Source organism: Pseudomonas sp. RGM 3321, from assembly GCF_022836805.1.
Lineage (GTDB): Bacteria > Pseudomonadota > Gammaproteobacteria > Pseudomonadales > Pseudomonadaceae > Aquipseudomonas.
The window spans coordinates 1-20,210 of sequence record NZ_JALHBH010000090.1; the positions used below are offsets into that span (position 1 = coordinate 1).

19 protein-coding genes and 1 tRNA gene are annotated in these 20,210 nt (G+C 58.7%); 10 read left to right on the forward strand and 10 right to left on the reverse strand.

The window, feature by feature from the left end:
• From RGM3321_RS04105 to RGM3321_RS04130, 6 genes are all read right to left on the reverse strand, one after another.
• Positions 1-185 (reverse strand): hypothetical protein (locus RGM3321_RS04105; RefSeq protein ID WP_244391713.1); only part of this gene is annotated, 185 nt, incomplete at its 3' end.
• Positions 186-697: 512 nt separating this feature from the next.
• Positions 698-2,428 carry a site-specific integrase gene (locus tag RGM3321_RS04110; RefSeq protein WP_244391714.1) on the reverse strand — a complete coding sequence of 577 codons (1,731 nt, stop codon included), beginning with the start codon at positions 2,426-2,428 and terminating at the stop codon, positions 698-700.
• Between the two features lie 104 nt (positions 2,429-2,532).
• Positions 2,533-2,608, reverse strand: a tRNA-Phe gene (locus RGM3321_RS04115).
• A gap of 101 nt (positions 2,609-2,709) precedes the next feature.
• Entirely contained in the window at positions 2,710-2,982 is a 273-nt protein-coding gene (locus RGM3321_RS04120) for an oxidative damage protection protein (protein WP_002555777.1), read from the reverse strand.
• On the reverse strand, positions 2,979-4,046 hold the full coding sequence (mutY, locus tag RGM3321_RS04125; RefSeq protein WP_244391715.1) for an A/G-specific adenine glycosylase: 1,068 nt from the start codon (positions 4,044-4,046) through the stop codon (positions 2,979-2,981). Before mutY ends, RGM3321_RS04120 begins: the two co-directional genes overlap by 4 nt.
• Before the next feature lie 96 nt (positions 4,047-4,142).
• Entirely contained in the window at positions 4,143-6,368 is a 2,226-nt protein-coding gene (locus RGM3321_RS04130; RefSeq protein ID WP_244391716.1) for an AsmA family protein, read from the reverse strand.
• A 426-nt stretch (positions 6,369-6,794) separates the two neighbouring features.
• Between RGM3321_RS04130 and RGM3321_RS04135 the strand changes: the two genes are divergently transcribed.
• The 8 genes from RGM3321_RS04135 (at position 6,795) to RGM3321_RS04170 (ending at position 14,113) form a co-directional block, all read left to right on the forward strand.
• Positions 6,795-8,456 carry an OFA family MFS transporter gene (locus RGM3321_RS04135; protein ID WP_244391717.1) on the forward strand — a complete coding sequence of 554 codons (1,662 nt, stop codon included), beginning with the start codon at positions 6,795-6,797 and terminating at the stop codon, positions 8,454-8,456.
• 293 nt (positions 8,457-8,749) lie between these two features.
• Positions 8,750-9,949, forward strand: a complete 1,200-nt coding sequence (locus tag RGM3321_RS04140) for an amino acid aminotransferase (protein WP_244391718.1) — start codon at positions 8,750-8,752, stop codon at positions 9,947-9,949.
• A gap of 92 nt (positions 9,950-10,041) precedes the next feature.
• Positions 10,042-10,635 carry an imidazoleglycerol-phosphate dehydratase HisB gene (gene hisB / locus RGM3321_RS04145; protein WP_002551454.1) on the forward strand — a complete coding sequence of 198 codons (594 nt, stop codon included), beginning with the start codon at positions 10,042-10,044 and terminating at the stop codon, positions 10,633-10,635.
• Positions 10,635-11,273 (forward strand): imidazole glycerol phosphate synthase subunit HisH, encoded by a 639-nt coding sequence (gene hisH / locus RGM3321_RS04150; protein ID WP_005745046.1) that lies wholly within the window; start codon positions 10,635-10,637, stop codon positions 11,271-11,273. The genes hisB and hisH overlap by 1 nt, the downstream gene beginning before the upstream one ends.
• Before the next feature lie 4 nt (positions 11,274-11,277).
• The gene (locus RGM3321_RS04155; protein WP_002551456.1) at positions 11,278-11,538 is read left to right on the forward strand and encodes a DUF2164 domain-containing protein; all 261 of its coding nucleotides are present in this window, start codon (positions 11,278-11,280) and stop codon (positions 11,536-11,538) included.
• Positions 11,539-11,645: 107 nt separating this feature from the next.
• Positions 11,646-12,383 carry a 1-(5-phosphoribosyl)-5-[(5-phosphoribosylamino)methylideneamino]imidazole-4-carboxamide isomerase gene (hisA, locus tag RGM3321_RS04160; RefSeq protein ID WP_058400064.1) on the forward strand — a complete coding sequence of 246 codons (738 nt, stop codon included), beginning with the start codon at positions 11,646-11,648 and terminating at the stop codon, positions 12,381-12,383.
• A gap of 19 nt (positions 12,384-12,402) precedes the next feature.
• Positions 12,403-13,173: an imidazole glycerol phosphate synthase subunit HisF gene (gene hisF / locus RGM3321_RS04165; RefSeq protein ID WP_002551458.1), complete on the forward strand. Its 771-nt coding sequence runs from the start codon at positions 12,403-12,405 to the stop codon at positions 13,171-13,173.
• Between the two features lie 184 nt (positions 13,174-13,357).
• Complete coding sequence (locus tag RGM3321_RS04170; RefSeq protein WP_244391719.1) at positions 13,358-14,113, forward strand: ABC transporter substrate-binding protein; 756 nt, start codon at positions 13,358-13,360, stop codon at positions 14,111-14,113.
• 4 nt (positions 14,114-14,117) lie between these two features.
• Here RGM3321_RS04170 and RGM3321_RS04175 read toward each other — a convergent pair whose 3' ends face one another.
• Positions 14,118-15,608, reverse strand: coding sequence for a serine protease (locus RGM3321_RS04175; RefSeq protein ID WP_244391720.1), 1,491 nt, complete (start codon positions 15,606-15,608; stop codon positions 14,118-14,120).
• A 354-nt stretch (positions 15,609-15,962) separates the two neighbouring features.
• On the opposite strand from RGM3321_RS04175, the gene RGM3321_RS04180 reads away from it, so the two are divergent.
• On the forward strand, positions 15,963-16,118 hold the full coding sequence (locus tag RGM3321_RS04180) for a type II toxin-antitoxin system HicA family toxin (RefSeq protein WP_244391721.1): 156 nt from the start codon (positions 15,963-15,965) through the stop codon (positions 16,116-16,118).
• A gap of 31 nt (positions 16,119-16,149) precedes the next feature.
• Positions 16,150-16,575 carry a type II toxin-antitoxin system HicB family antitoxin gene (locus RGM3321_RS04185; RefSeq protein WP_244391722.1) on the forward strand — a complete coding sequence of 142 codons (426 nt, stop codon included), beginning with the start codon at positions 16,150-16,152 and terminating at the stop codon, positions 16,573-16,575.
• 55 nt (positions 16,576-16,630) lie between these two features.
• Here the strand turns inward: RGM3321_RS04185 and RGM3321_RS04190 are convergent, their stop codons facing one another.
• The 3 genes from RGM3321_RS04190 to RGM3321_RS04200 are packed head-to-tail and all read right to left on the reverse strand — an operon-like array spanning position 16,631 to position 20,113.
• A complete protein-coding gene (locus tag RGM3321_RS04190) occupies positions 16,631-17,413 on the reverse strand; it encodes a divergent polysaccharide deacetylase family protein (RefSeq protein ID WP_244391723.1) in 783 nt (260 codons plus the stop codon).
• A 3-nt stretch (positions 17,414-17,416) separates the two neighbouring features.
• A complete protein-coding gene (locus tag RGM3321_RS04195) occupies positions 17,417-18,754 on the reverse strand; it encodes a S41 family peptidase (protein WP_002551463.1) in 1,338 nt (445 codons plus the stop codon).
• Between the two features lie 33 nt (positions 18,755-18,787).
• The gene (locus RGM3321_RS04200) at positions 18,788-20,113 is read right to left on the reverse strand and encodes a murein hydrolase activator EnvC (RefSeq protein WP_244391724.1); all 1,326 of its coding nucleotides are present in this window, start codon (positions 20,111-20,113) and stop codon (positions 18,788-18,790) included.
• Between the last annotated feature and the right edge of the window lie 97 nt (positions 20,114-20,210).

Here is a 20,210-nt window from a genome sequence, read left to right on the forward strand (position 1 = left end):
GGAGACCTCGAAGCCTTAACGGCGATCTTGGTCGCGACCCGCACAGCAAGCTCCGAAGAGAGATGGCTGGCGTCTGTAATACTTGGTTCAGTGCTGTGAGGCGGCTGCACCAGCAAGCAGGCGAGGCTGAGCGCAGTCACGAATAATCGCGATGCGGCGTGCGCCAAGTTGGCACGTTTTTGCATGAAAGCATGATTTCCCCCAGAAATTCCGCCAAGACACGATATATCGCAGCTTTTTCAATCTCGCGGTCAATCCCGCCTCATGCGCCAAGTTGGCACGTTTTTGCATGGTCGCATGATTTCCCTCGAAGATGCCGCTGAGGTACAAATCGTACCTTTTTGGGTCTCGCGGTCAAGCGCGCGCCATGCGGACGAACACCGAACTCCACCCTGAAAATAAAGCTGCTAACCGTCTGGTGACCCCAACGTGCAGACAGAGTTACGGTTATTGACGCAGCAGTCGAGTGACGTTCTTTACCACCGGGAGACCTCGAAGCCTTAACGGCGATCTTGGTCGCGACCCGCACAGCAAGCTCCGAAGAGAGATGGCTGGCGTCTGTAATACTTGGTTCAGTGCTGTGAGGCGGCTGCACCAGCAAGCAGGCGAGGCAGACCGATATTAACAAACGATGCGCCGAAAGCTACTGTAATCGCACGGCTACTTTTCTGCCGTCCAAGCGCTCTAACTATAATGGTTAAGAGCGCTCCGGCAGAAGCCCTGCGAGGACCGCAATGCGCGGCAAACGGGCCATCTGCTCCTGCTGGGTCTTTAGCAAATGGCGCTCGCCATAGCCCCGACTCACAGAGCCATCATCATGACCGGTTATTGCGTCGTGGATTTCTTCTGGGATGCCTGCCTCTCTACACATTGTCTTGAAGCTGTGGCGGAATCCATGGGACGGACTTACAGGCGTCTCAAGCTCTGCAACGTCACGAAGGTACACGCCCCATCGTTTCCCGAAGTTGTGTCCGTACCAGCCTGTAGGGTTGGGCTTGAGGGCCGGGAAGAGCTGCCCGGAGGCGGGTAGGTCAGCGACGTAATCCAAGAAGCCAAGGCCGATGATGTCCTGGTGGATAGCAACCAAGCGGTGACTACCCTTGGTCTTCAAGGTCCTGTCGTCATCCGCCCCATCCTCAGAGATTCCAAGTAGGTCCAAGTGCCAGATGCCGTCCTCGGACTTGCGGACCTCATTGGCTTTCATCTGGGCAATCTCTTCCCGTCGAGCGCCTGTGTAGCAGAGCAGGAGAGGCAGCCATTTCCAAGCTGCACCAAACGATGCCCGAGGAGCGACCCACTCGCCTTTGAACAGCGGGCTGGAGAAAACCTTAATGAGCTCTGCTTGGGTGTAGCCTTTGCGAGTGGCGGTGCGTGATTGCTTGGCGCTCGCTTTTCGCAATAACTTGGTGATGCCTGATGCGACCACCGGGTTCTCGGTTATGTATTCCATCTTCACTGCGTAGGCCAGGACCGAAGAAAGCCCCATGAGCTTGTTCTTGATCGTGGCACTACTCAGCAAAGGCAAATCAAGCTGTTTTGCTCGGGCAATCTGCTCGTGAGCGTTGAGCGCTTTGAGGCCTTCACCCTTGGAAGGCATCTGGCGAAGCAGTCCGTAAAACTCTTCAATGGTCTTGCGCTTGATCTGCTTAACAGGGAGGTCACCCAACAGCTCCACGAATCGAACGATTGTGGTCTGGTATTCCCCAGCGGTCTTTTCAACGTCGCGCTTTCCGTCGCCCATGTGACGGTGATTACGAGACCAATGCTCGAAGACTATCGATAGCGTCTCTGCGGGGCTCTCTGGCTTGATCCTGTCGATGCTCAAGGGCGCCTCATGGGGCAGCTCAAAGACCGAAGAGTAATCGCCATAGTGGCGCTTGTAGGCAATCTCGGACAGCTCCAGATGCTGTGCCAAGAATGCTTCATACAGATACTTGTGGAATGGCGTACCGGGTAAAGGCATCGGCAGCAAGACCTTCGCCAGCTCACCGGCTACCGTTTGATCAAGGCGCTGTCGAGCGCGTGGCTCCAGACCATCCGGGCCCATCAAGGCTTTCGGGCTTCTGATGTTGAAGTGATCGCGCAGGGTCTCGTGGCCTAAATCTTCCGAGCCGATGAGATATCCCTGAAATCTTCCGGTGGATTCCATATGATCAAGCTCAGCCTTCGCCCATCTCGCGGCGAGCTGAATAGCGTCTTGAAGGGTAGGGGTGTGAGTGCCGGAAAGCTGGAGGCGAATGTTCAGGAAGAACTCTTCCGATTGACCCCATGCAGCTGCAAAACGGGTCTTTGCCTCGCGGGTATCTTTAGTGCCCAAGGTCCGCTTGTAGGTCTCGCCTGCCTCAGGAAGGAGCGGCTTAATGTCCTTCGGGATACGGCGGCGGATGTAGTAGGTCCCGGTGCGGGGATCTTTCCAAGGTTGTGCCATAAAGCCCATCGTGTACCCGCCGTGTGTACTCACGCGTGACGGGTTACAGCAACTCCAAAAGTAAAAACCCCCGAGACCTTGCGGAATCAGGGGTTTTCGGTATTTGGTGCCCAGAGACGGAATCGAACCGCCGACACGGGGATTTTCAATCCCCTGCTCTACCGACTGAGCTATCTGGGCAACGGGGCGAATTAGACGTGTTTTTCAGGAGGTCGTCAAGCGTGTTTTTTAAAAAATTTGAATTATTACCGACGCTTACGACCTTCACTGCGTGAAACGCTTTATTTTTCGGGGGGAACGTAGCCTTCGGCCTGGGCGTATTCTTCGCCCGAGAGAAACTTGTCCATCTCGGTCTGGAGGAATTTCCGGTCTTCGGCGTTCATCATATTCAGGCGGCGCTCGTTGATCAGCAGGGTCTGGTGTTTCTGCCAGTCGGCCCAGGCTTTTTGCGAAACGTGGTTGAAGATGTCTTCGCCCTTTGCGCCAGGGTATGGGGCGCGTTCCAGGCCGGGCAGTTCTTCTTTGTACTTGCGGCACATTACGGTGCGGGTCATGACGACTCTCCTGCGTTCAATACGTCGGCTGCGCGTTTGAGCAGCTTTTTCACCGGGGCAGCTAGGCCCAGGCGTGGCGGGGTGGCGAGGTTATACCAGAGCCAGTCGGCCTCGGCCACGTGATCGGCGGACTCCTGGACCTTGACCAGCCAGGGTTCGATGCTCAACTGGAAGTGGCTGAAGGTGTGGATCAGCCCTGGCAATTCATGATGCTCGCCCAATTGCAGTGCGTGTTGCGTGGCCAGGTGCTGCAGGTCATCGAAGTCATCCAGTTCCGGAAGGCTCCACAAGCCGCCCCACAAGCCGCTGGAAGGGCGACGATAAAGCAGAATCGCGCCGTCTTGGTTGGCGAGCATCGGCATGAGCGTGCGTTTCTGCGGCACGGTCTTGCGTGGTTTGGGGATGGGGTAGCGGGTTTCCAGGCCCAGCATGTGCGCCTCGCAACTGCGCTCCAGCGGGCAGAGCAGGCAGCTGGGTTTGCTGCGGGTGCAGAGCGTGGCGCCGAGGTCCATCATGGCCTGGGTATAGTTGTTGACCCGGCTGTGCGGTGTGAAGCGTTCAGCTGTGGCCCATAGCTGTTTGGCCACCTTGGGCTCGCCGGGGTAGCCCTCTTGCGCGGTAAAGCGCGCCAGCACGCGTTTGACGTTGCCGTCGAGGATCGGCGCGCGAAGGCCCATGCTCAGGCTGGCGATTGCGCCTGCGGTGGATAGACCGATGCCGGGCAGCAGGATGAGTTTTTCGACGTCGCGGGGAAACTCGCCATCGTGATCGGCAACCACGATTTTTGCGGTCTTCTGCAAGTTGCGGGCGCGGGTGTAGTAGCCCAGCCCGGTCCATAGGTGCAGCACTTCGTCTTCCGGTGCCTCAGCCAGCGCCTGCACGGTCGGCAGAGCCTCCATGAAGCGGTCGAAGTAACTCAGAACGGTGCTGACCTGGGTCTGCTGCAGCATGATTTCCGATACCCAGACCCGATACGGCGTGATGTCTTGTTGCCAGGGCAGGTCATGTCGGCCATGACGGTCGTACCAGTCCAGCACGGCGCTGGAGAATTGTTCGGGTTGCATGGCCTGAAGGGCTCTCGTCGTCGGGATATGAGTCGGGATAGGAAAGGTTGCGCCAGTGGAGCGCCGCGAGGGCGCTCCTGAGCTGTTTACATTGCTCTAGCGCTTGAACAATCCCTTGAGGGCGTCCTTGAGTTCGGGGCTGACCTTGTCACCGAGTTTTTCATTCAGCTTGTCCTCAAGCTTCTCGCTGATCCGGTCGCCCGCCAGCTTGGCAGCGATCTGGCCGACGCCTTCCTTGTCCAGGCGGCAGGCTTTGGCACCCAGTTCCACCGGGCCACGGCACTGCACCGGCCATTCGATGCCGACGTAGCGCGGGTTGATCTCGCAGGCCGGGTCCGGCATGTCGCTCTTGTCGCCTTCGATGATGATACCGACGCGGTAATTCATACCCAGAACGCGCAAATCGATATCGCCGTTACCGTTGACGGTCAGGCCTGGAATACGCACTTTGAGGTCCGGGTTGCTGGCCACGCCGTTGCGTACTGTCAGGTTGCCGTTGAGCTGCTGGAACGGGGTGTCCTTGGCGCGCGGTTCGCCGGTGAGCGGTTTGCGGTTCAGGGTCGAGATACCCTTGCACAGTTGCTGCTCCAGGTTGGCATTGACCAGCACGCCGTTATTGAGCGCGAAGCTGGCGGTGCCGTTCAGGCTGTCGATCAGGGCTTTTTCGCTGTTGCCCGTACCGGTCAGGTTGCTGTCGAGCGTCAGCAGGCCACGTACTGGCGGCGTCTGGCCCTGGCTTTCCAGGATGCGTTCGACCGGCACTTTGGCAATGCGCGTTTGCACAGTTGCTACAGGTGTGTCCGGACGCGCGTCCAGATTGCCCTTGACCTCGAAGTTGCCGTTGTAGAGATCGCCACTCAACGTATCAACCTTGATGACGCCACCACTGGCCTGCGTCTTGAGCGCTGCGTTGTCGATGGGCAGTTTGTTCAGGGTCAGCTTGCCAAAGCTCAGGTCCGCTTCTATATCCAGCGTACGCAGGCGCTCCAGTGGCAGCAGCTTTGTGGTGCTCCAGGCAGCCTTGGTCGGTTGCTCGGGCAGCGGTGAGTCGCCCGCAACGGCTGCGGCTTCGCCCGACTGCACTTCGGATTTGCGTGCCGCCTTGGCGCCTTTGCTTTCTTCACTTTCAGCCGGGCGGTAGCGGTCGGTGTCGAAGGTATCGCCCTTGAGCTGAACGCGCAGCGCCTGCTTGGCGAAATCGTCTACCGCGATGCGACCGGTGAAAGTGCTGTCGTCGACTTTCAGATTGAGGTTTTCCAGCGCAAGGCTGGTGGGCGTGCCGGCTAGGCGCGTGACCATTTCAACCTTGCTCAGCGCGCCCTCGGACATGGCTGGCAATGGCTGGCCGATGTTTTCGAAGAAGGTGCGCAAGTCGAGCTGGGCGATGGACAGGCCGCCGCTGATCTGTGGCGTTTTATCCAGATCACGGGCACGCAGTTCGCCCAGTGCGCGCAACTGGTTGGCTGACACTTTGAGGCTGTTCCATTCGGCGATATTGGCGGCAAGGTCTACCAGCAGTTGGCCCTGCGCCGAGAAGGTCACGGTCTTGCCCTGCAGCGGCTCGCCTGCGACTTCGCCGGACAAGCGCATGTCTTCGAATTGATAGCGCTTGAGTACGCGGTCCATGCGCAGTTCGCCGACCAGTTCGGTCTTGGCGCGCACGACTGGCTGGTTGGTGCTCAGGAAGGCCGTCAGTTTGATCGGGATGTCGGACGCTTCACGAATCGGCCCGGTGCTCAGTTGAATGCTCTCGGCCGTGAAAGTTCGGCCTTTTCGGGCATCGCTGTAATCTACGCGGGCGTTGTTGACGGTCAGGCTGTCGATATCCAGCCGGATGGGCTGGGAAGGGCGGTCGGCCTTGGGCGCGTCCGGGGCCGGCGCAGGAGCTGGTTCGCCGGGCGCTGTAGTGGTTGCGACAGCGGGCTTGCCGATGTCTTCCCAGTTGCCATGACCGTTTTCATCACGGTGCAGGGCCAGGTTAAGGCCTTCGACGCGGATGTCACTCATCTGCACCTGGCGACGAAGCAGCGGCAGGACACGCACGGACAGGCCGAGCATCTGCACATCGGCAAACGGCTGATCGGGGGTGGTCAGGGTGGCGACATGGGCGTCGTGCAATTCCAGGCCGAGCCAGGGGAACAGGCTCCAGCCGATATCACCGTTGAGCGTCAGCTCGACGTTGGCCTTGTCGCGTGCCAGCTGGCGAATCTCGTCTTTGTAGTCGTTGGGATCAAACAGGTGGGTCAGGGCGAAGCCGAGAGCCACGATGATCAGCAACAGCCCGAGAATAAACAGCCCCAGGATTTTGCCGAACGCTTTCATGGGCGAGTCCTTGTGTCGATGTTCAAAAATAGCCCGTGAGTATACCGCTCTGACGCGCGCACCGGGCCGCGGATGCCGTTATTGCTGTCCGGTCTCCGGTTTGAGGTGCCCGCGCACCTCTCGACCAGACCGCCGAACAGTTTTTTGCCTCAACTAAGGTTCTGACAGTTTTTTCTTAGCATTTAATTGATTGCATCTATGGCGTCATAGAGCGCGCGGATTAACCCATGAGATAGATAATAAAAAGCATGTAACGAGATGCTTATTTGCCATCAGACAGTGATAGTCTCCGTTTTTGCTGGCTCAGGTGCGTCTTTTTGTCACGTATCTGAATAACCTGCCGATAAAACAGACATGGCCGCTCGGCATGGAGTCTGTGGCGGACCAGCGGACCATCTGCGAGCTTCACACATTGGGGTAATTATAATGAGCACAAGCACAGCCTTGGGCGGCGACGCCGTTCAGCCTGCGTTCTTGTCCAAAGAGCGCATTATCGCCAAGCCCGGTTTCAACCGTTGGCTTGTTCCACCAGCAGCATTGGCAATCCACCTTTGTATCGGTATGGCTTACGGCTTCTCGGTATTCTGGTTGCCGTTGTCCAAGGCCGTGGGCATTACTGCACCCGTCGCCTGCACTCCAGACATGGGGTTCTTCGCGCAGATGTTCGCGTCGACCTGTGACTGGCAGATCTCCATGCTGGGCTGGATCTACACCCTGTTCTTCATCTTCCTGGGTTGCTCGGCTGCCATCTGGGGTGGCTGGCTGGAGCACGCAGGTCCACGCAAGGCCGGTGTTGTTTCTGCCGTGTGCTGGTGTGGCGGTCTGCTGATTTCCGCGTTGGGTATTTATACCCACCAGATCTGGCTGATGTGGCTGGGCTCTGGAGTGATCGGCGGTATTGGTCTGGGGCTGGGCTATATCTCCCCCGTATCGACTCTGATCAAGTGGTTCCCGGACAAGCGCGGCATGGCGACCGGCATGGCGATCATGGGCTTTGGTGGCGGCGCAATGGTGGGTGCGCCGCTGGCCACTGCGCTGATGGGTCACTTTGCTTCGGCTGAAAGCGTTGGCGTCTGGCAGAGCTTCGTGGTGATGGCGGTGATCTACTTCATCTTCATGATCGGTGGCGCGCTGGGCTATCGCGTTCCGCCAACCGGCTGGAAACCTGAAGGCTGGACCGCTCCGGCTGCCAAGGCCAAGAACGCGATGATCACCAACCGTCATGTGCACGTCAGCGTGGCCTGGAAAACACCGCAGTTCCGTCTGGTCTGGCTGGTGCTGTGCCTGAACGTATCGGCCGGTATCGGTATCCTGGGCATGGCTTCGCCGCTGCTGCAGGAAGTGTTCGCCGGCAAACTGCTGGGCAACGATCTGACGTTCAGTCAGCTCAGTGCCGATCAACTGAAAGCCATCGCTGCGATTGCAGCCGGTTTCACCGGTCTGTTGAGCCTGTTCAACATTGGCGGTCGTTTCTTCTGGGCGTCGTGCTCGGACTTCATTGGTCGCAAGGCAACCTACTTCGTGTTCTTCGCGCTGGGCTTCCTGCTCTATGCGTCGGTTCCGACACTGGGTCACATGGGCAGCATTGCGCTGTTCGTTGCAGCGTTCTGTGTCGTGCTATCGATGTACGGCGGTGGTTTCGCGACGGTTCCGGCTTATCTGGCCGACCTGTTCGGTACGCAGATGGTCGGTGCGATCCACGGTCGTCTGCTGACTGCGTGGGCGGCGGCAGGTGTGCTGGGCCCGGTATTGGTCAACTACCTGCGTGAGTACCAACTCAGCCACGGTGTTGCGCGTGCCGATGCCTACGACATCACCCTGTACATCCTCTCGGGTCTGCTGGTGCTGGGCTTTATCTGCAACCTGCTGATTCGTCCGGTTGCCGACAAGTACTTCATGACCGACGCCGAACTGGCTGCTGAACAAGCCATCGGTCACGACAAGGGTGCCAACGCCACTACTTCGCTGGAGTGGAAAGCATCCGCAGGCAGCAAGCCGGTGGTCATCGCCGCCTGGCTGGCGGTCGGTATCCCGTTGGCGTGGGGCGTGTGGATTACCCTGCAAAAGACCGCAGTGCTGTTCCACTAAAAGCCTGTAGGTAACAGATAAGCGCTTGCACCTCGGTGCAGGCGCTTTTTTTGTGCGCAGACTTCTTGTTCCGCGCACTCTGAATCGGACGCAGAGCGTCCAGAACTGCATGCCGACGCAGAGCGTCGCACGATAGTTGAGGCTATCGTTCCGCACGCTCCAGCGTGGGAATGCCGTTCGTGACGCTCTGCGTCACCTATCTGCGGCTCAATGTGTTTGATGCACTGCCCGTTTCCCCGCAGACGCTGCTACATTAGCAACCCCTGTTTTTATTGCCTGTAGGAGTTGTTTGCATGCTAGCCCACGTGGAGTCATACGCTGGTGATCCGATCCTTTCCCTGATGGAAACCTTTGGCAAGGATTCCCGTGCGGACAAGGTCAATCTGAGCATCGGCTTGTATTACGACGCGCAGGGCCGTATCCCTCAGCTGGCATGCGTAGCAACGGCACAACAGCAACTGGCCCAAGGCGAGCAGGCGGCTTCTGTCTATCTGCCGATGGAAGGCCTGGCGGCGTATCGGCAGGCAGTGCAGACCCTGTTGTTCGGGGCGGATCACCCGCTTGTGCAGGCAGGACGCGTAGCGACCATCCAGACCGTGGGCGGCTCCGGCGCGCTGAAAATAGGCGCCGACTTCCTCAAGTATGCCTTCCCTGACTCGCAGGTCTGGGTCAGCGATCCGACCTGGGAAAACCACAACGCGCTGTTCGGTGGTGCGGGCTTCAAGGTCAACAGCTACCCGTATTTCGACGCGCAGACTGGCGGGGTCAGGTTCGAGGCCATGCTCGATACGGTGCAGGGTCTACCTGCGCAGAGCATTCTCCTGCTGCACCCGTGCTGCCATAACCCGACCGGTGCCGATCTGACAGTTGCGCAATGGGACCGCCTGATCGAAGTGATCAAGGATCGTCAACTCATCGCGTTTCTGGATATTGCCTATCAGGGCTTTGGCAAAGGCATTGATGAGGATGCCTATGCCATCCGCGCAATGGCCAACGCAGGTGTCACAACGCTGGTCAGTAACTCGTTCTCGAAAATCTTTTCGCTGTATGGCGAGCGGGTGGGTGGCCTGTCGGTGGTCTGTGAAGACGCGGCCTCCGCTGCCAACGTATTCGGCCAGCTCAAGGCCACTGTACGTCGCAACTACTCCAGCCCGCCTGCACACGGTGCCTTTCTGGTGTCAAAAGTGCTCAACACGCCGCACCTGCGCGAGCAGTGGCTGAGCGAAGTCGAGGCCATGCGCGTGCGCATCATTGACATGCGCACGCGGCTGGTTGAGGTGCTGGCGCAGAAGGTTTCGGGGCGTGATTTCAGCTTTATCCTCAGGCAAAGCGGGATGTTCAGCTACACCGGTCTGACGCCACAGCAGGTCGATGAACTGAAAGACGTTCACGGCATTTACATGCTGCGCAGTGGCCGGGTGTGCATGGCGGGCCTGAATGAAGGGAATATCGACAAGGTATGTAACGCAATCGCGAGCCTCTTCACCCACTAAATGCCCTGCTGGTCGTCTGTTTGCTTCATGGCGGGCGCATCTGGGCCTATAATGCTCGCCTTTTTTCGCCCAATGATTTTGCGGAGCTGGTGATGGCCGAACGTAAGGCGTACGTCGAGCGTAATACTCTGGAAACCCAGATCAAAGCCTCGATCAACCTGGATGGCACCGGAAAGGCCCGATTCGATATCGGTGTGCCTTTTCTTGAGCACATGCTCGACCAGATCGCCCGGCACGGGCTGATCGACCTGGACATCGAATGCAAGGGTGACCTGGCGATCGATGATCACCATACGGTGGAAGACGTCGGTATCACCGTGGGGCAGGCGTTCAGCCAGGCCATCGGCGACAAGAAAGGCATTCGTCGTTACGGCCACGCCTATGTGCCGCTCGACGAAGCGCTGTCGCGCGTGGTCATCGACTTCTCCGGGCGTCCGGGCCTGCAGATGCATGTGCCGTACACCCGTGCCACGGTGGGCGGCTTTGATGTGGACCTGTTTCAGGAGTTCTTTCAGGGCTTCGTCAACCACGCGAACGTGACGCTGCACATCGACAACCTGCGTGGCACCAACACTCACCACCAGATCGAAACCGTGTTCAAGGCTTTCGGTCGCGCGCTGCGCATGGCGGTCGAGCTGGATGAGCGCATGGCCGGGCAAATGCCATCCACCAAGGGTGTGCTCTGATGCAGACGGTTGCGGTCATCGATTACGGCATGGGCAACCTGCACTCTGTCGCCAAGGCGCTTGAGCACGTAGGCGCAGGCCGTGTGCTGATTACCAGTGACGCCAAGGTGATTCGCGAAGCCGACCGTGTGGTGTTTCCGGGTGTGGGCGCGATTCGCGACTGCATGGCCGAGATCCGCCGTCTGGGCTTTGATTCGCTGGTCAGGGAAGTCAGCCAGGACCGTCCGTTTCTGGGCATCTGCGTCGGCATGCAGGCGTTGCTCGACAGAAGTGAAGAGAGCGGCGGCGTGGATTGCATCGGTCTGTTTCCCGGCCAGGTGAAGTTTTTCGGCAAGGACCTGCACGAAGAGGGCGAGCACTTGAAAGTGCCGCACATGGGTTGGAATCAGGTCGCTCAGGCGGTAGATCACCCGCTGTGGCATGACATTCCGGACCTGGCACGTTTCTACTTCGTGCACAGTTTCTACATTGATGCCGCCAATCAGCGTCAGGTGGTCGGGCGCGGTCACTATGGCCTCGACTTTGCCGCCGCGCTGGCCGATGGTTCGCGCTTCGCCGTGCAATTTCACCCGGAAAAGAGCCACACCCACGGTCTGCAATTGCTGCAGAACTTCGCTGCCTGGGATGGTCGCTGGTAATCGTATGAGCAAAACCAAGAGCAAGCCGCCGATCCTGACCCTTTCGCCCGAGCATGAGCAGCAGGCGATCGACAAGCTCAAGCGCCTGTTCGCAGAGCGCTTCGAGCTGGAGCTGGGTACATTTGAAGTGGCTGAGGTACTGGAATTGTTCACCCGCGAGATAGCCCCGCATTACTACAATCGCGCCATTTTCGATGTTCAGCAGCAGCTCAAGGAGCGGTTCGAGAGCATCGAAAGCGATCTCTGGGCGCTCGAAAAGAATTGAATAGAAGCAGCTTTGAGCTTCAGGCTTCAAGCCGCAAGAATCAGTGAGTACGCATACTTGCAGCTAATCGCTTGCAGCTTGCCGCTCTTTTTGACCAAGGAATAAGCATGCTGATTATCCCCGCTATCGACCTCAAAGACGGTGCCTGTGTGCGTCTGCGTCAGGGCCGGATGGAAGATTCCACAGTGTTCTCCGATGACCCGGTGGCCATGGCCGCCAAGTGGGTCGACGGTGGTTGCCGCCGTCTGCATCTGGTCGATCTGAACGGTGCGTTCGAAGGGCAGCCGGTCAACGGTGATGTGGTCACGGCCATCGCCAGACGCTACCCGAACCTGCCGATCCAGATCGGTGGCGGCATCCGCTCGCTGGAAACCATCGAGCACTACGTCAAGGCAGGTGTGAGCTACGTCATCATCGGCACCAAGGCCGTCAAAGAGCCCGAGTTCGTGGCTGAAGCCTGCCGTGCGTTCCCCGGCAAGGTGATCGTCGGTCTGGATGCCAAGGACGGTTTCGTCGCCACCGATGGCTGGGCTGAAGTCAGCTCGGTTCAGGTCATTGATCTGGCCAAGCGCTTTGAAGCCGATGGCGTGTCGGCCATTGTCTACACCGACATCGCCAAAGACGGCATGATGCAGGGCTGCAACATCCCGTTCACCGCCGCGCTGGCGGCCGCCACGCGGATCCCGGTGATTGCTTCGGGTGGCATTCATAACCTGGGCGACATTCAGGCGCTGCTGAACGCCAGAGCTCCGGGCATCATCGGCGCAATCACCGGTCGTGCGATCTACGAAGGCACGCTGGATGTGGCCGAAGCCCAGGCGCTCTGCGACCGCGAACAACGCTGAATAGCTGGAGACTGACCCTGTGGCCCTAGCCAAACGCATCATCCCTTGCCTGGACGTCGACAACGGTCGAGTGGTCAAGGGTGTCAAGTTCGAGAACATCCGGGATGCAGGCGATCCGGTGGAAATTGCTCGCCGCTACGATGAGCAGGGTGCCGACGAAATCACTTTTCTCGACATCACTGCCAGCGTCGATGGCCGTGACACCACGCTGCACACCGTCGAGCGCATGGCCAGTCAGGTGTTCATTCCGCTGACTGTCGGTGGCGGCGTGCGTACCGTGCAGGACATCCGTAACCTGCTCAATGCGGGCGCGGACAAAGTGTCGATCAACACTGCAGCGGTGTTCAACCCTGAGTTTGTCGGTGAAGCCGCCGCTCGTTTCGGGTCGCAGTGCATTGTGGTCGCTATCGATGCCAAGAAGGTCTCCGGCCCGGGCGAAACCCCGCGCTGGGAAATCTTCACCCACGGCGGACGCAAACCCACCGGGCTGGACGCGGTGCTCTGGGCGAAAAAGATGGAAGACCTGGGGGCTGGCGAGATCCTGCTGACCAGCATGGACCAGGACGGCATGAAAAACGGCTTCGACCTGGGCGTTACTCGCGCCATCAGTGATGCGCTGGGCATTCCGGTAATTGCTTCCGGTGGTGTCGGCAACCTTGAGCATCTGGCTGCCGGCGTCATTGAAGGTCACGCCAGTGCCGTGCTGGCGGCGAGTATTTTCCACTTTGGCGAATACACCGTTCCCGAAGCAAAGGCTTACATGGCCAGTCGCGGGATTGTGGTGCGCTGATTACTGCGCATCAAAGCGGGCGTCGCTTGTTTCAGACCATGGGTTTGAAGCAGTCGGCGCTCGCTCTGTTTCAGCCCTGTGGCATTCGAGTATTACCTGTAAACGACATCGCTGGACAGCGCGCTAGACAGTGCGCCGGGTTCACGGCACTCTGCATGCGTCGTTCATGATCGAGTGCCGGAACATGTTCAAACGTCTATTTCTCGCACTGATCGGTGTCGGCTTGTTGCTGAGTGAAACTGCGCGAGCCAGCGACTCAGCGCCTTATTCCATGGTGTTGCTCACCGAGAATTTTCCGCCGTTCAACATGGCGGTCGATGGCAAGAATTTCGCGCAGGAAAACAACATCGACGGTATTGCCGCTGAAGTGGTGCGTGAGATGTTCAAGCGCGCAAACATTGGTTACAGCATGACCCTGCGTTTTCCGTGGGACCGGGTTTACAAGCTTGCCCTCGACAAGCCCGGTTATGGCGTGTTCTCCACCACTCGCCTGCCTGAGCGCGAAAAACTGTTCAAATGGGTAGGTCCGGTAGGCTCCTATGACTGGATAATGCTCACTCGCGGCGACAGCCCTATCACGTTAACGTCGCTTGAGCAGGCAAAGAGCTACAGGATTGGTGCCTATAAAGGCGACGCCATCGGCGAGCGTCTGAGCGCGATGGGCCTGAACCCGATTTTGATGCTGCGTGACCGGGATAACGTGAAAAAGCTCGCCACTGGTCAGATCGATCTGTGGGCCGTGGGCGATCCGGTTGGCCGCTATCTGGCGAAACTGGAAGGCGTCACCGGCTTCAAGACAGCGCTGCGTTTCAACAGCGCCGAACTTTACCTGGCGGTCAACAAAAGCACGCCTGACGACGTTGTGGCTCGCCTGCAGAAAGCGCTCGACCAGATGCGCGCCGAGGGGTGGGTCGATGCTGTCAAGGCGCGCTATCAGTAATCGCTCAACCTGCTGCGGGAATGATGTCTTCGCGTACGGCGGAAGGCTGCCCATTGATGTCATGGGCGTAAGTGCAGATCTTCAACGGCAGCGATTTTGCACGCAATGTCAGATCGCGGAACTGGGCCTTGAAACCTTGAGGGTCCGAGCAGTCGGTAGTGTGTGGCGGGCCCATCTTGACCGTGTAATGGTCGATCAGGCGATGCTCGTACGACCAACTGACCGATAATGCGCCTAACCGGTTTTTCACAATAATCACCTGTGGCTCGGGCGTCGGTCCAGCCGGTTGCAGCTCTATGGCAAGCGTCAGTGCATTGCGCATCAAGCCGACAGTAGGAAGATGTCGCGCCGAAGACACGCCGATCATGCACAGCCAGTTGATGCCGATCTGTTTATCCACAGGGTCATTGATGGCCGCATTCTGTGAGCTGATGGTGTGGCTGTACCCCACCGGGTCTTCGCACTGCATGGCAGAGTCGACTTTCTTGTAACGGTACAGCGGCGTGTTGATCAGAAACCGCAGGTCCCAGGATGGATAGACATTCCGGCCTTCGGCATCCAGTTGCACCCTTGCACGTCGTGCAGGCTGCCTGCCGAGCGTGTCAAAATCGATAGAAAACACTGGAAAAAGGTCACAGATTGCCGGGGCCGTACTTAACGTACCGCTAACAAAGCACTTCTTCAGCAGCGTGACCGGGTTGCCATAGTTGCTGTCGGCGACCATGGGTGGAAAGCCGGGTATTTCGTCACTGAAGTCTTCGGTTGCGTTATCCGATGAAGCTTGATTGGTGAGGTTCAAGACCGCGTATATCTCCCCGCTGTCGCGTGTCAGAAGCGGGCTGCCTGAGGCTCCGGTATTGACATCCCTGCATTGATTGCGAACCGTGTGGCGCCAGACCCAAGGCTGTTCCATGATCACCTCCGACGTCTGATGAACACAGGCCGCCATACGCAGGTGCCCGGTTTCCTTGGCGAGCGGGGCGCCCACCCAGAGGATTTCGCGGTCCTGCTCCGGTATCTCGCTGGCAAGCGCAAGCGGCTGGATGCCATCGTCGATCAGCGTTTCGAGCGTTGGCTGCAACTCGACAATCGCCAGATCCACGCCCTGCATGCTGCTCCAGCTGACGCGTTTCAATGGATAGCTGCGTGCCACGCTGTCAGTGAAAAAATTGAACTGGACGCTGCCTTCGATCTCTCCGTCAGTAATGATCAGACCGTTCTGCCGACTGATGCAGTGGCCGCTGGTGAGTGCATAGGCAGGCGCATCAGGCGGGCTATCGGCGCTTCGAGTATCGATCAGCGTCGCCGTACAGTTTGAGCCCGACCTGCTGTTAATACGGCCGATACCGTTCCAGTGGTCGCGTGAGCCGTCGGCGTTCAGCAGGACTCTGGACGGGGCAAGGGAAAGCAGTCCTTCGCCAAAATCCGAGGCATTAGCCGAAAAGGGCATGAGTGCAGCGATGCAGAATGCCCCTGTAGTTGTGTGTAGTTTCATCATTATCGTCCTTGATAACCGTGTCCTGCTCTCCGTTGTGGAGACCTCATCCTTTAAGCCGGAACTGACAGGGTTATCAAGGCTGAAACGGCGCGGGACATGGAAAACAGACGTTGCCTACTTTGCGTGCGGAACGTGCTGACTCGGTTTTGGCGGGATCGACGATAAAATCCGTCAGCGTCATGTCTGGAGAGGCGAGCACAGATTGGCGAAAGCCAATTATATGCAATTAAGAGCTATTTATATGCATCATAAGTGTTGCCAGTGCTGCATAAGTGCTGCATAAGTGCTGCATATTGCCGTTGCCGAAACGGTAGGATTCAAGCAATGAAGTGCAACGAGTTTCGGCGATAGTTGCAGGCTCAAGGCGCTGAGTTCAGGGCGGCCAAGGGTAGTCATTTCAAGGTTTACCTGAATGGTAAGGCAACCATCTTTGCAGACCATGGCAGCAAAGAAATGCACGAAGGGTTACGCAAGTCGATCATCAAGCAGCTCGGCCTTAAGGATTGACGTCGAGCTGCTCCACTGCAGGTGAGGCCTTATGTATCAATATCCATTGGATCAGCATCGGGAGCCGACAGGCGTTTGGCTGTCGTGTCCAGACATTCCCGAAATGAGTGCCTCTGGCGACACCCTGCCTGAAGCATTGAGCGAAGCTCTTGACGGCATGGAATCGGCTCTATCGCTCTACGTCGATCAACGTCGCAAGATTCCCCAGGCCTCAGTCGTACCCGGCCATGAACTGTTGATGCGTTTGCCTGCGCTGACTGTTGCCAAAATCATGCTATGGAACAGCTTGTTGGAAGAGGGCGTTAGCCGTGCTGAGCTGGCGCGTCGCCTGGGTTGCACGCGGCAAGTGGTGGATCGGCTTGTGGACTTTCTGCATGCCTCGAAAATCGAGCAGGTGGAGCGAGCGCTGGCTGAGCTTGGTCGGCGTATTACGTTGAGCATTGAGCGGGCCGCTTGATGTTTAACACCCTCATTTGAAAGACCCGCTGACGGGCGTTTCGTCGTTCGAAGGCTCAGCGATACACCCCATCCCTTCCATGCGCCGCGCTCGCCTGATTGCCGCGTTCGCTGATCATGCTGCGCAGGTCGATCCATTCGACGCCCTGGTCCTTGAGTTTGGGCAACTCGCGTTCCAGTACGTCCAGAGTGACAGGGTAGGGGTGACCGATGACCACTGCCGAGCCATGCTTGCGGGCGATTTTGATGGCAGTCTGCAATTGGCGGGTGATGGCTTCTGCGGTTCGTTCGTCATCCAGAAACACGTCGCGCGAGACGCTTGCGAGGCCGATACGCTGCGCCTCGGCGGCGGCCACGGTTTTTGCGCTGGTGCGGCTGTCGACGAAAAACAGGTGACGACGCTGTAGCTCGGCCATCAGCCAGGTCATGGCGACCGGCTCGGCGGTCATCCGGCTGCCCATATGGTTGTTGATGCCAGCTGCATACGGCACCTTCAGCAGGGCAGCATTGAGACGGCTTTCCAGCTCAGGCAGTGGCAGCTCGGGGTGCCAGGCGTAAGGCCCGGTCGCCGGGTCCATCGGCATGTGCAGCATGACCGTCTTGCCTGCGCGGTGAGCCTCGCGGGCAAATTCGGTGGCGTGCGGAGTGTCAGGCATGATCGCCAGCGTTACCGGGCCGGGGAGCGCCAGTGTACGGCTGTCCCGCGCCGGGTTCTGACCCAGGTCGTCGATGATCAGGCTGAGATAGGCCTTCGGCGGCTTGCCGGTGTTCTCGGCTGGCGCTGCATGAGCAGCGCCAGTGATCGAGAGTGTCAGCAGTAACAGAGCGAGAGCGCGCATCCGTCAATTGCCGCGAGTGATACTCAGCCCTTTCAGCAGGCTGAGCGCCTGACTGAGCTGGAAGTCGTCATCCTGTGGACGCGCCTTGGCTGCTGCGCCACCCTTGACGGTCGGCTTGTCGGCACCGCCGTTGCCATTGCCCAAGTGACCCATCAGGTCGGCTTCCTTGTAGTTCTCGCCGTCCGCTTCGCTGGTGACCTTGGCCCGACGTACCACGATGTCCGGGTTGATGCCCTGCGCCTGGATCGAGCGGCCGTTCGGCGTGTAATACAACGCTGTGGTGATCTTCAGAGCGCGATCGTTGTTCAGCGGCAGAACGGTTTGTACCGAGCCTTTGCCGAAGGTATCGGTGCCCATCAGAATCCCGCGTTTCTGGTCTTGCAGGGCACCGGCGACGATTTCCGACGCAGAGGCGCTGCCGCCGTTGATCAGCACCACCAGCGGCACGCCTTCGCTGGCGTCTGCCGGGTCTGCCGAGAAACGCAGTTCGGAGTTGGCGATGCGACCTTTGGTGTAGACGATCAGGCCTTTGGTGAGGAAGTGATCCGCCACCTGCACCGCCGATTGCAGCACGCCGCCCGGGTTGTTGCGCAGGTCGAGAATCAGGCCGCTCATCTTCTTGCCGTTGTCCTTGCGGAATTTGGCCAGTGCCTTGCCGACTTCGTCACCGGTCTTGACCTGGAACTGGGTGATGCGGATGTAGCCGTAGCCATTTTCCAGCATCTGCGCCTTGACGCTCTTGACCTGAATGGTCGCCCGCGCCAGCGTCACGTCAAACGGCGTACCGCCATCGCGCACCAGTGTCAGTGTGATCTTCTCGCCGATCTTGCCGCGCATCTTGTCGACCGCTTCCTGCATGTTCTGGCCCTGGGTCGGCGTACCATTGATCTTCACGATCAGGTCGCCTGCCTCAATGCCAGCCTTGGAAGCAGGTGTGTCGTCGATGGGCGAAACCACCTTGACGAAACCGTCCTCGACGCCCACTTCGATGCCCAGGCCACCGAACTCGCCGCTGGTGCTTTCCTGCAGCTCCTGGAAATCTTCCGGGCCCAGGTAAGCGGAGTGTGGATCAAGGTTGCTGAGCATGCCCTTGATGGCGTTTTCCAGCAGGGTCTTGTCGTCCACCGGCTCGACATAGGCCGCCTTGACCCTATCCATGACCTCGGCAAAGGTGCGCAACTCGTCGAGCGGCAGCGGTGGCTTGGCGTTGGCATTGGGCTTGGCGGGCGAGACTGCTGCAGGCGTGGCTGGCGCGGTCTTTTCGGCAGCTTGCGCCAGAGGCGCGCCGATAACGATGGCAATTGCCAGGGCCAGCGAGGTGAGGCGGGACAAATGCAGCATGTCTAACGAACTCCTACAGATATTGACGCCGGCTTATCCTTGAGTGCGGCACCATTGGGCCGGATCGCTGGGGCGACCCTGCTGACGAATAGCAAAGTACAACGCTGCCGTGTCCTGACCGCCACTATTGCCGACCGTGGAAATCGCTTCACCGGCTTTTACAATGTCACCTGCCGACTTGAGCAGGCTCTGGTTATGCCCGTACAGGGTGAGATAACCGTTGCCATGGTCGAGAATGACCAGAAGCCCGGCACCACGCAACCAGTCGGCGAACACCACTCGTCCGCCATGCACGGCATGTACCTGGCTTCCGGCGGCAGCGCTGATCATGACGCCGTCCCATTTGGTTCGCTCGTCATCACCGCGGGCTTCACCGAAACGCGCAAGCAGTCGACCATCGATAGGCCATGGAAGTTTTCCCCGTGCCTCTGCAAAAGGTCCGCCGTAGGAAACTCCGGCACTGGAAACGACTGCGCCGGGGGCTTTGACCGGGCGACGCGGTGCCGGTTCATCATCGCTTTTGCTACTGCTGTTGTTGCTGTTATTGCGGGCGACGGCTTGCGCTTCGCGCTGACGCTTTTCTTCCGCCTCGCGGGCTGCAACCAGCGCCTTTTGGCGAGCTTCTTCGGCTTCACGTGCCTGCCGGGCCAGGGTCTCCTCGATGGTCTTGAGAACCTTGGCCAGGTCGGCCTGATCCTGCTGACGGGCCTGCAGTTTCTGATCGCGGGCCTTGTAGTCCTGATTCAGCTTGGCCAGTGCCTGCTGACGCTCCTGGCGCACCTTGGCCAGTTCTTCGCTCTGGCTGTCCAGGTTGCTCTTCTGCACCAGCAACTGTGCCTGTTGCAGGTCGATGTCTTTTACGACATTGGCCAGCTGGCGCAGGGTTACATTGAAGTTGCGTAGCTGCTCCAGGCGCGCCTGACTCAGGTAGTCGTAATACGTGAGGGTTCGGGCGAACTTCTCGGGGTGCTGCTGATTGAGCAACAGCTTGAGGTATTCCTGACGGCCACTCTGGTAGGCGGCGCGGGCCTGGATAGCGATCAGGCGTTGCTGTTCAACACGGGCGCTGTTCAGTTTCTTTTTTTCATTGTCGAGCTTTTGCAGCTCGGTTTCCGTCTTTTTTAGTTCCTTTTGCAGGACCTCGACCTGCTTTTCCAACTTGCCCATTTCGGTTTCGGTGGTGCGCAGGTCCTTCTGGACGCCTGCACGTTCTTCCTGAAGCTTACCCAGGACTTTCTGCAGCTCCGTCACATCCTGACGCGCAGCATCTATCTGTTTTTGGGTTTGCACACGCTCGTCTTCGGCAAACGCCGGATTGAGCAGGCAGATCAGAGCAAGGGCAATCAAGGCGCGAAGCATGTGGGTGGGCGATACCGAGGAATTGTGAGAAAAAATGTCAGGCCTAGTATGCCCGCCATGCGCTGCAAAAAAAACGCCTCGCAGCCACTGCTTTGAG

Bases quoted from the DNA above. Each gene is read 5' to 3' on its own strand.
- RGM3321_RS04110 (WP_244391714.1), bottom strand. From the start codon at position 2,428: ATGGCACAACCTTGGAAAGATCCCCGCACCGGGACCTACTACATCCGC.
- RGM3321_RS04120 (WP_002555777.1), bottom strand. From the start codon at position 2,982: ATGACCCGCACCGTAATGTGCCGCAAGTACAAAGAAGAACTGCCCGGC.
- mutY (WP_244391715.1), bottom strand. From the start codon at position 4,046: ATGCAACCCGAACAATTCTCCAGCGCCGTGCTGGACTGGTACGACCGT.
- RGM3321_RS04130 (WP_244391716.1), bottom strand. From the start codon at position 6,368: ATGAAAGCGTTCGGCAAAATCCTGGGGCTGTTTATTCTCGGGCTGTTG.
- RGM3321_RS04135 (WP_244391717.1), top strand. From the start codon at position 6,795: ATGAGCACAAGCACAGCCTTGGGCGGCGACGCCGTTCAGCCTGCGTTC.
- RGM3321_RS04140 (WP_244391718.1), top strand. From the start codon at position 8,750: ATGCTAGCCCACGTGGAGTCATACGCTGGTGATCCGATCCTTTCCCTG.
- hisB (WP_002551454.1), top strand. From the start codon at position 10,042: ATGGCCGAACGTAAGGCGTACGTCGAGCGTAATACTCTGGAAACCCAG.
- hisH (WP_005745046.1), top strand. From the start codon at position 10,635: ATGCAGACGGTTGCGGTCATCGATTACGGCATGGGCAACCTGCACTCT.
- RGM3321_RS04155 (WP_002551456.1), top strand. From the start codon at position 11,278: ATGAGCAAAACCAAGAGCAAGCCGCCGATCCTGACCCTTTCGCCCGAG.
- hisA (WP_058400064.1), top strand. From the start codon at position 11,646: ATGCTGATTATCCCCGCTATCGACCTCAAAGACGGTGCCTGTGTGCGT.
- RGM3321_RS04170 (WP_244391719.1), top strand. From the start codon at position 13,358: ATGTTCAAACGTCTATTTCTCGCACTGATCGGTGTCGGCTTGTTGCTG.
- RGM3321_RS04175 (WP_244391720.1), bottom strand. From the start codon at position 15,608: ATGAAACTACACACAACTACAGGGGCATTCTGCATCGCTGCACTCATG.
- RGM3321_RS04185 (WP_244391722.1), top strand. From the start codon at position 16,150: ATGTATCAATATCCATTGGATCAGCATCGGGAGCCGACAGGCGTTTGG.
- RGM3321_RS04190 (WP_244391723.1), bottom strand. From the start codon at position 17,413: ATGCGCGCTCTCGCTCTGTTACTGCTGACACTCTCGATCACTGGCGCT.
- RGM3321_RS04195 (WP_002551463.1), bottom strand. From the start codon at position 18,754: ATGCTGCATTTGTCCCGCCTCACCTCGCTGGCCCTGGCAATTGCCATC.
- RGM3321_RS04200 (WP_244391724.1), bottom strand. From the start codon at position 20,113: ATGCTTCGCGCCTTGATTGCCCTTGCTCTGATCTGCCTGCTCAATCCG.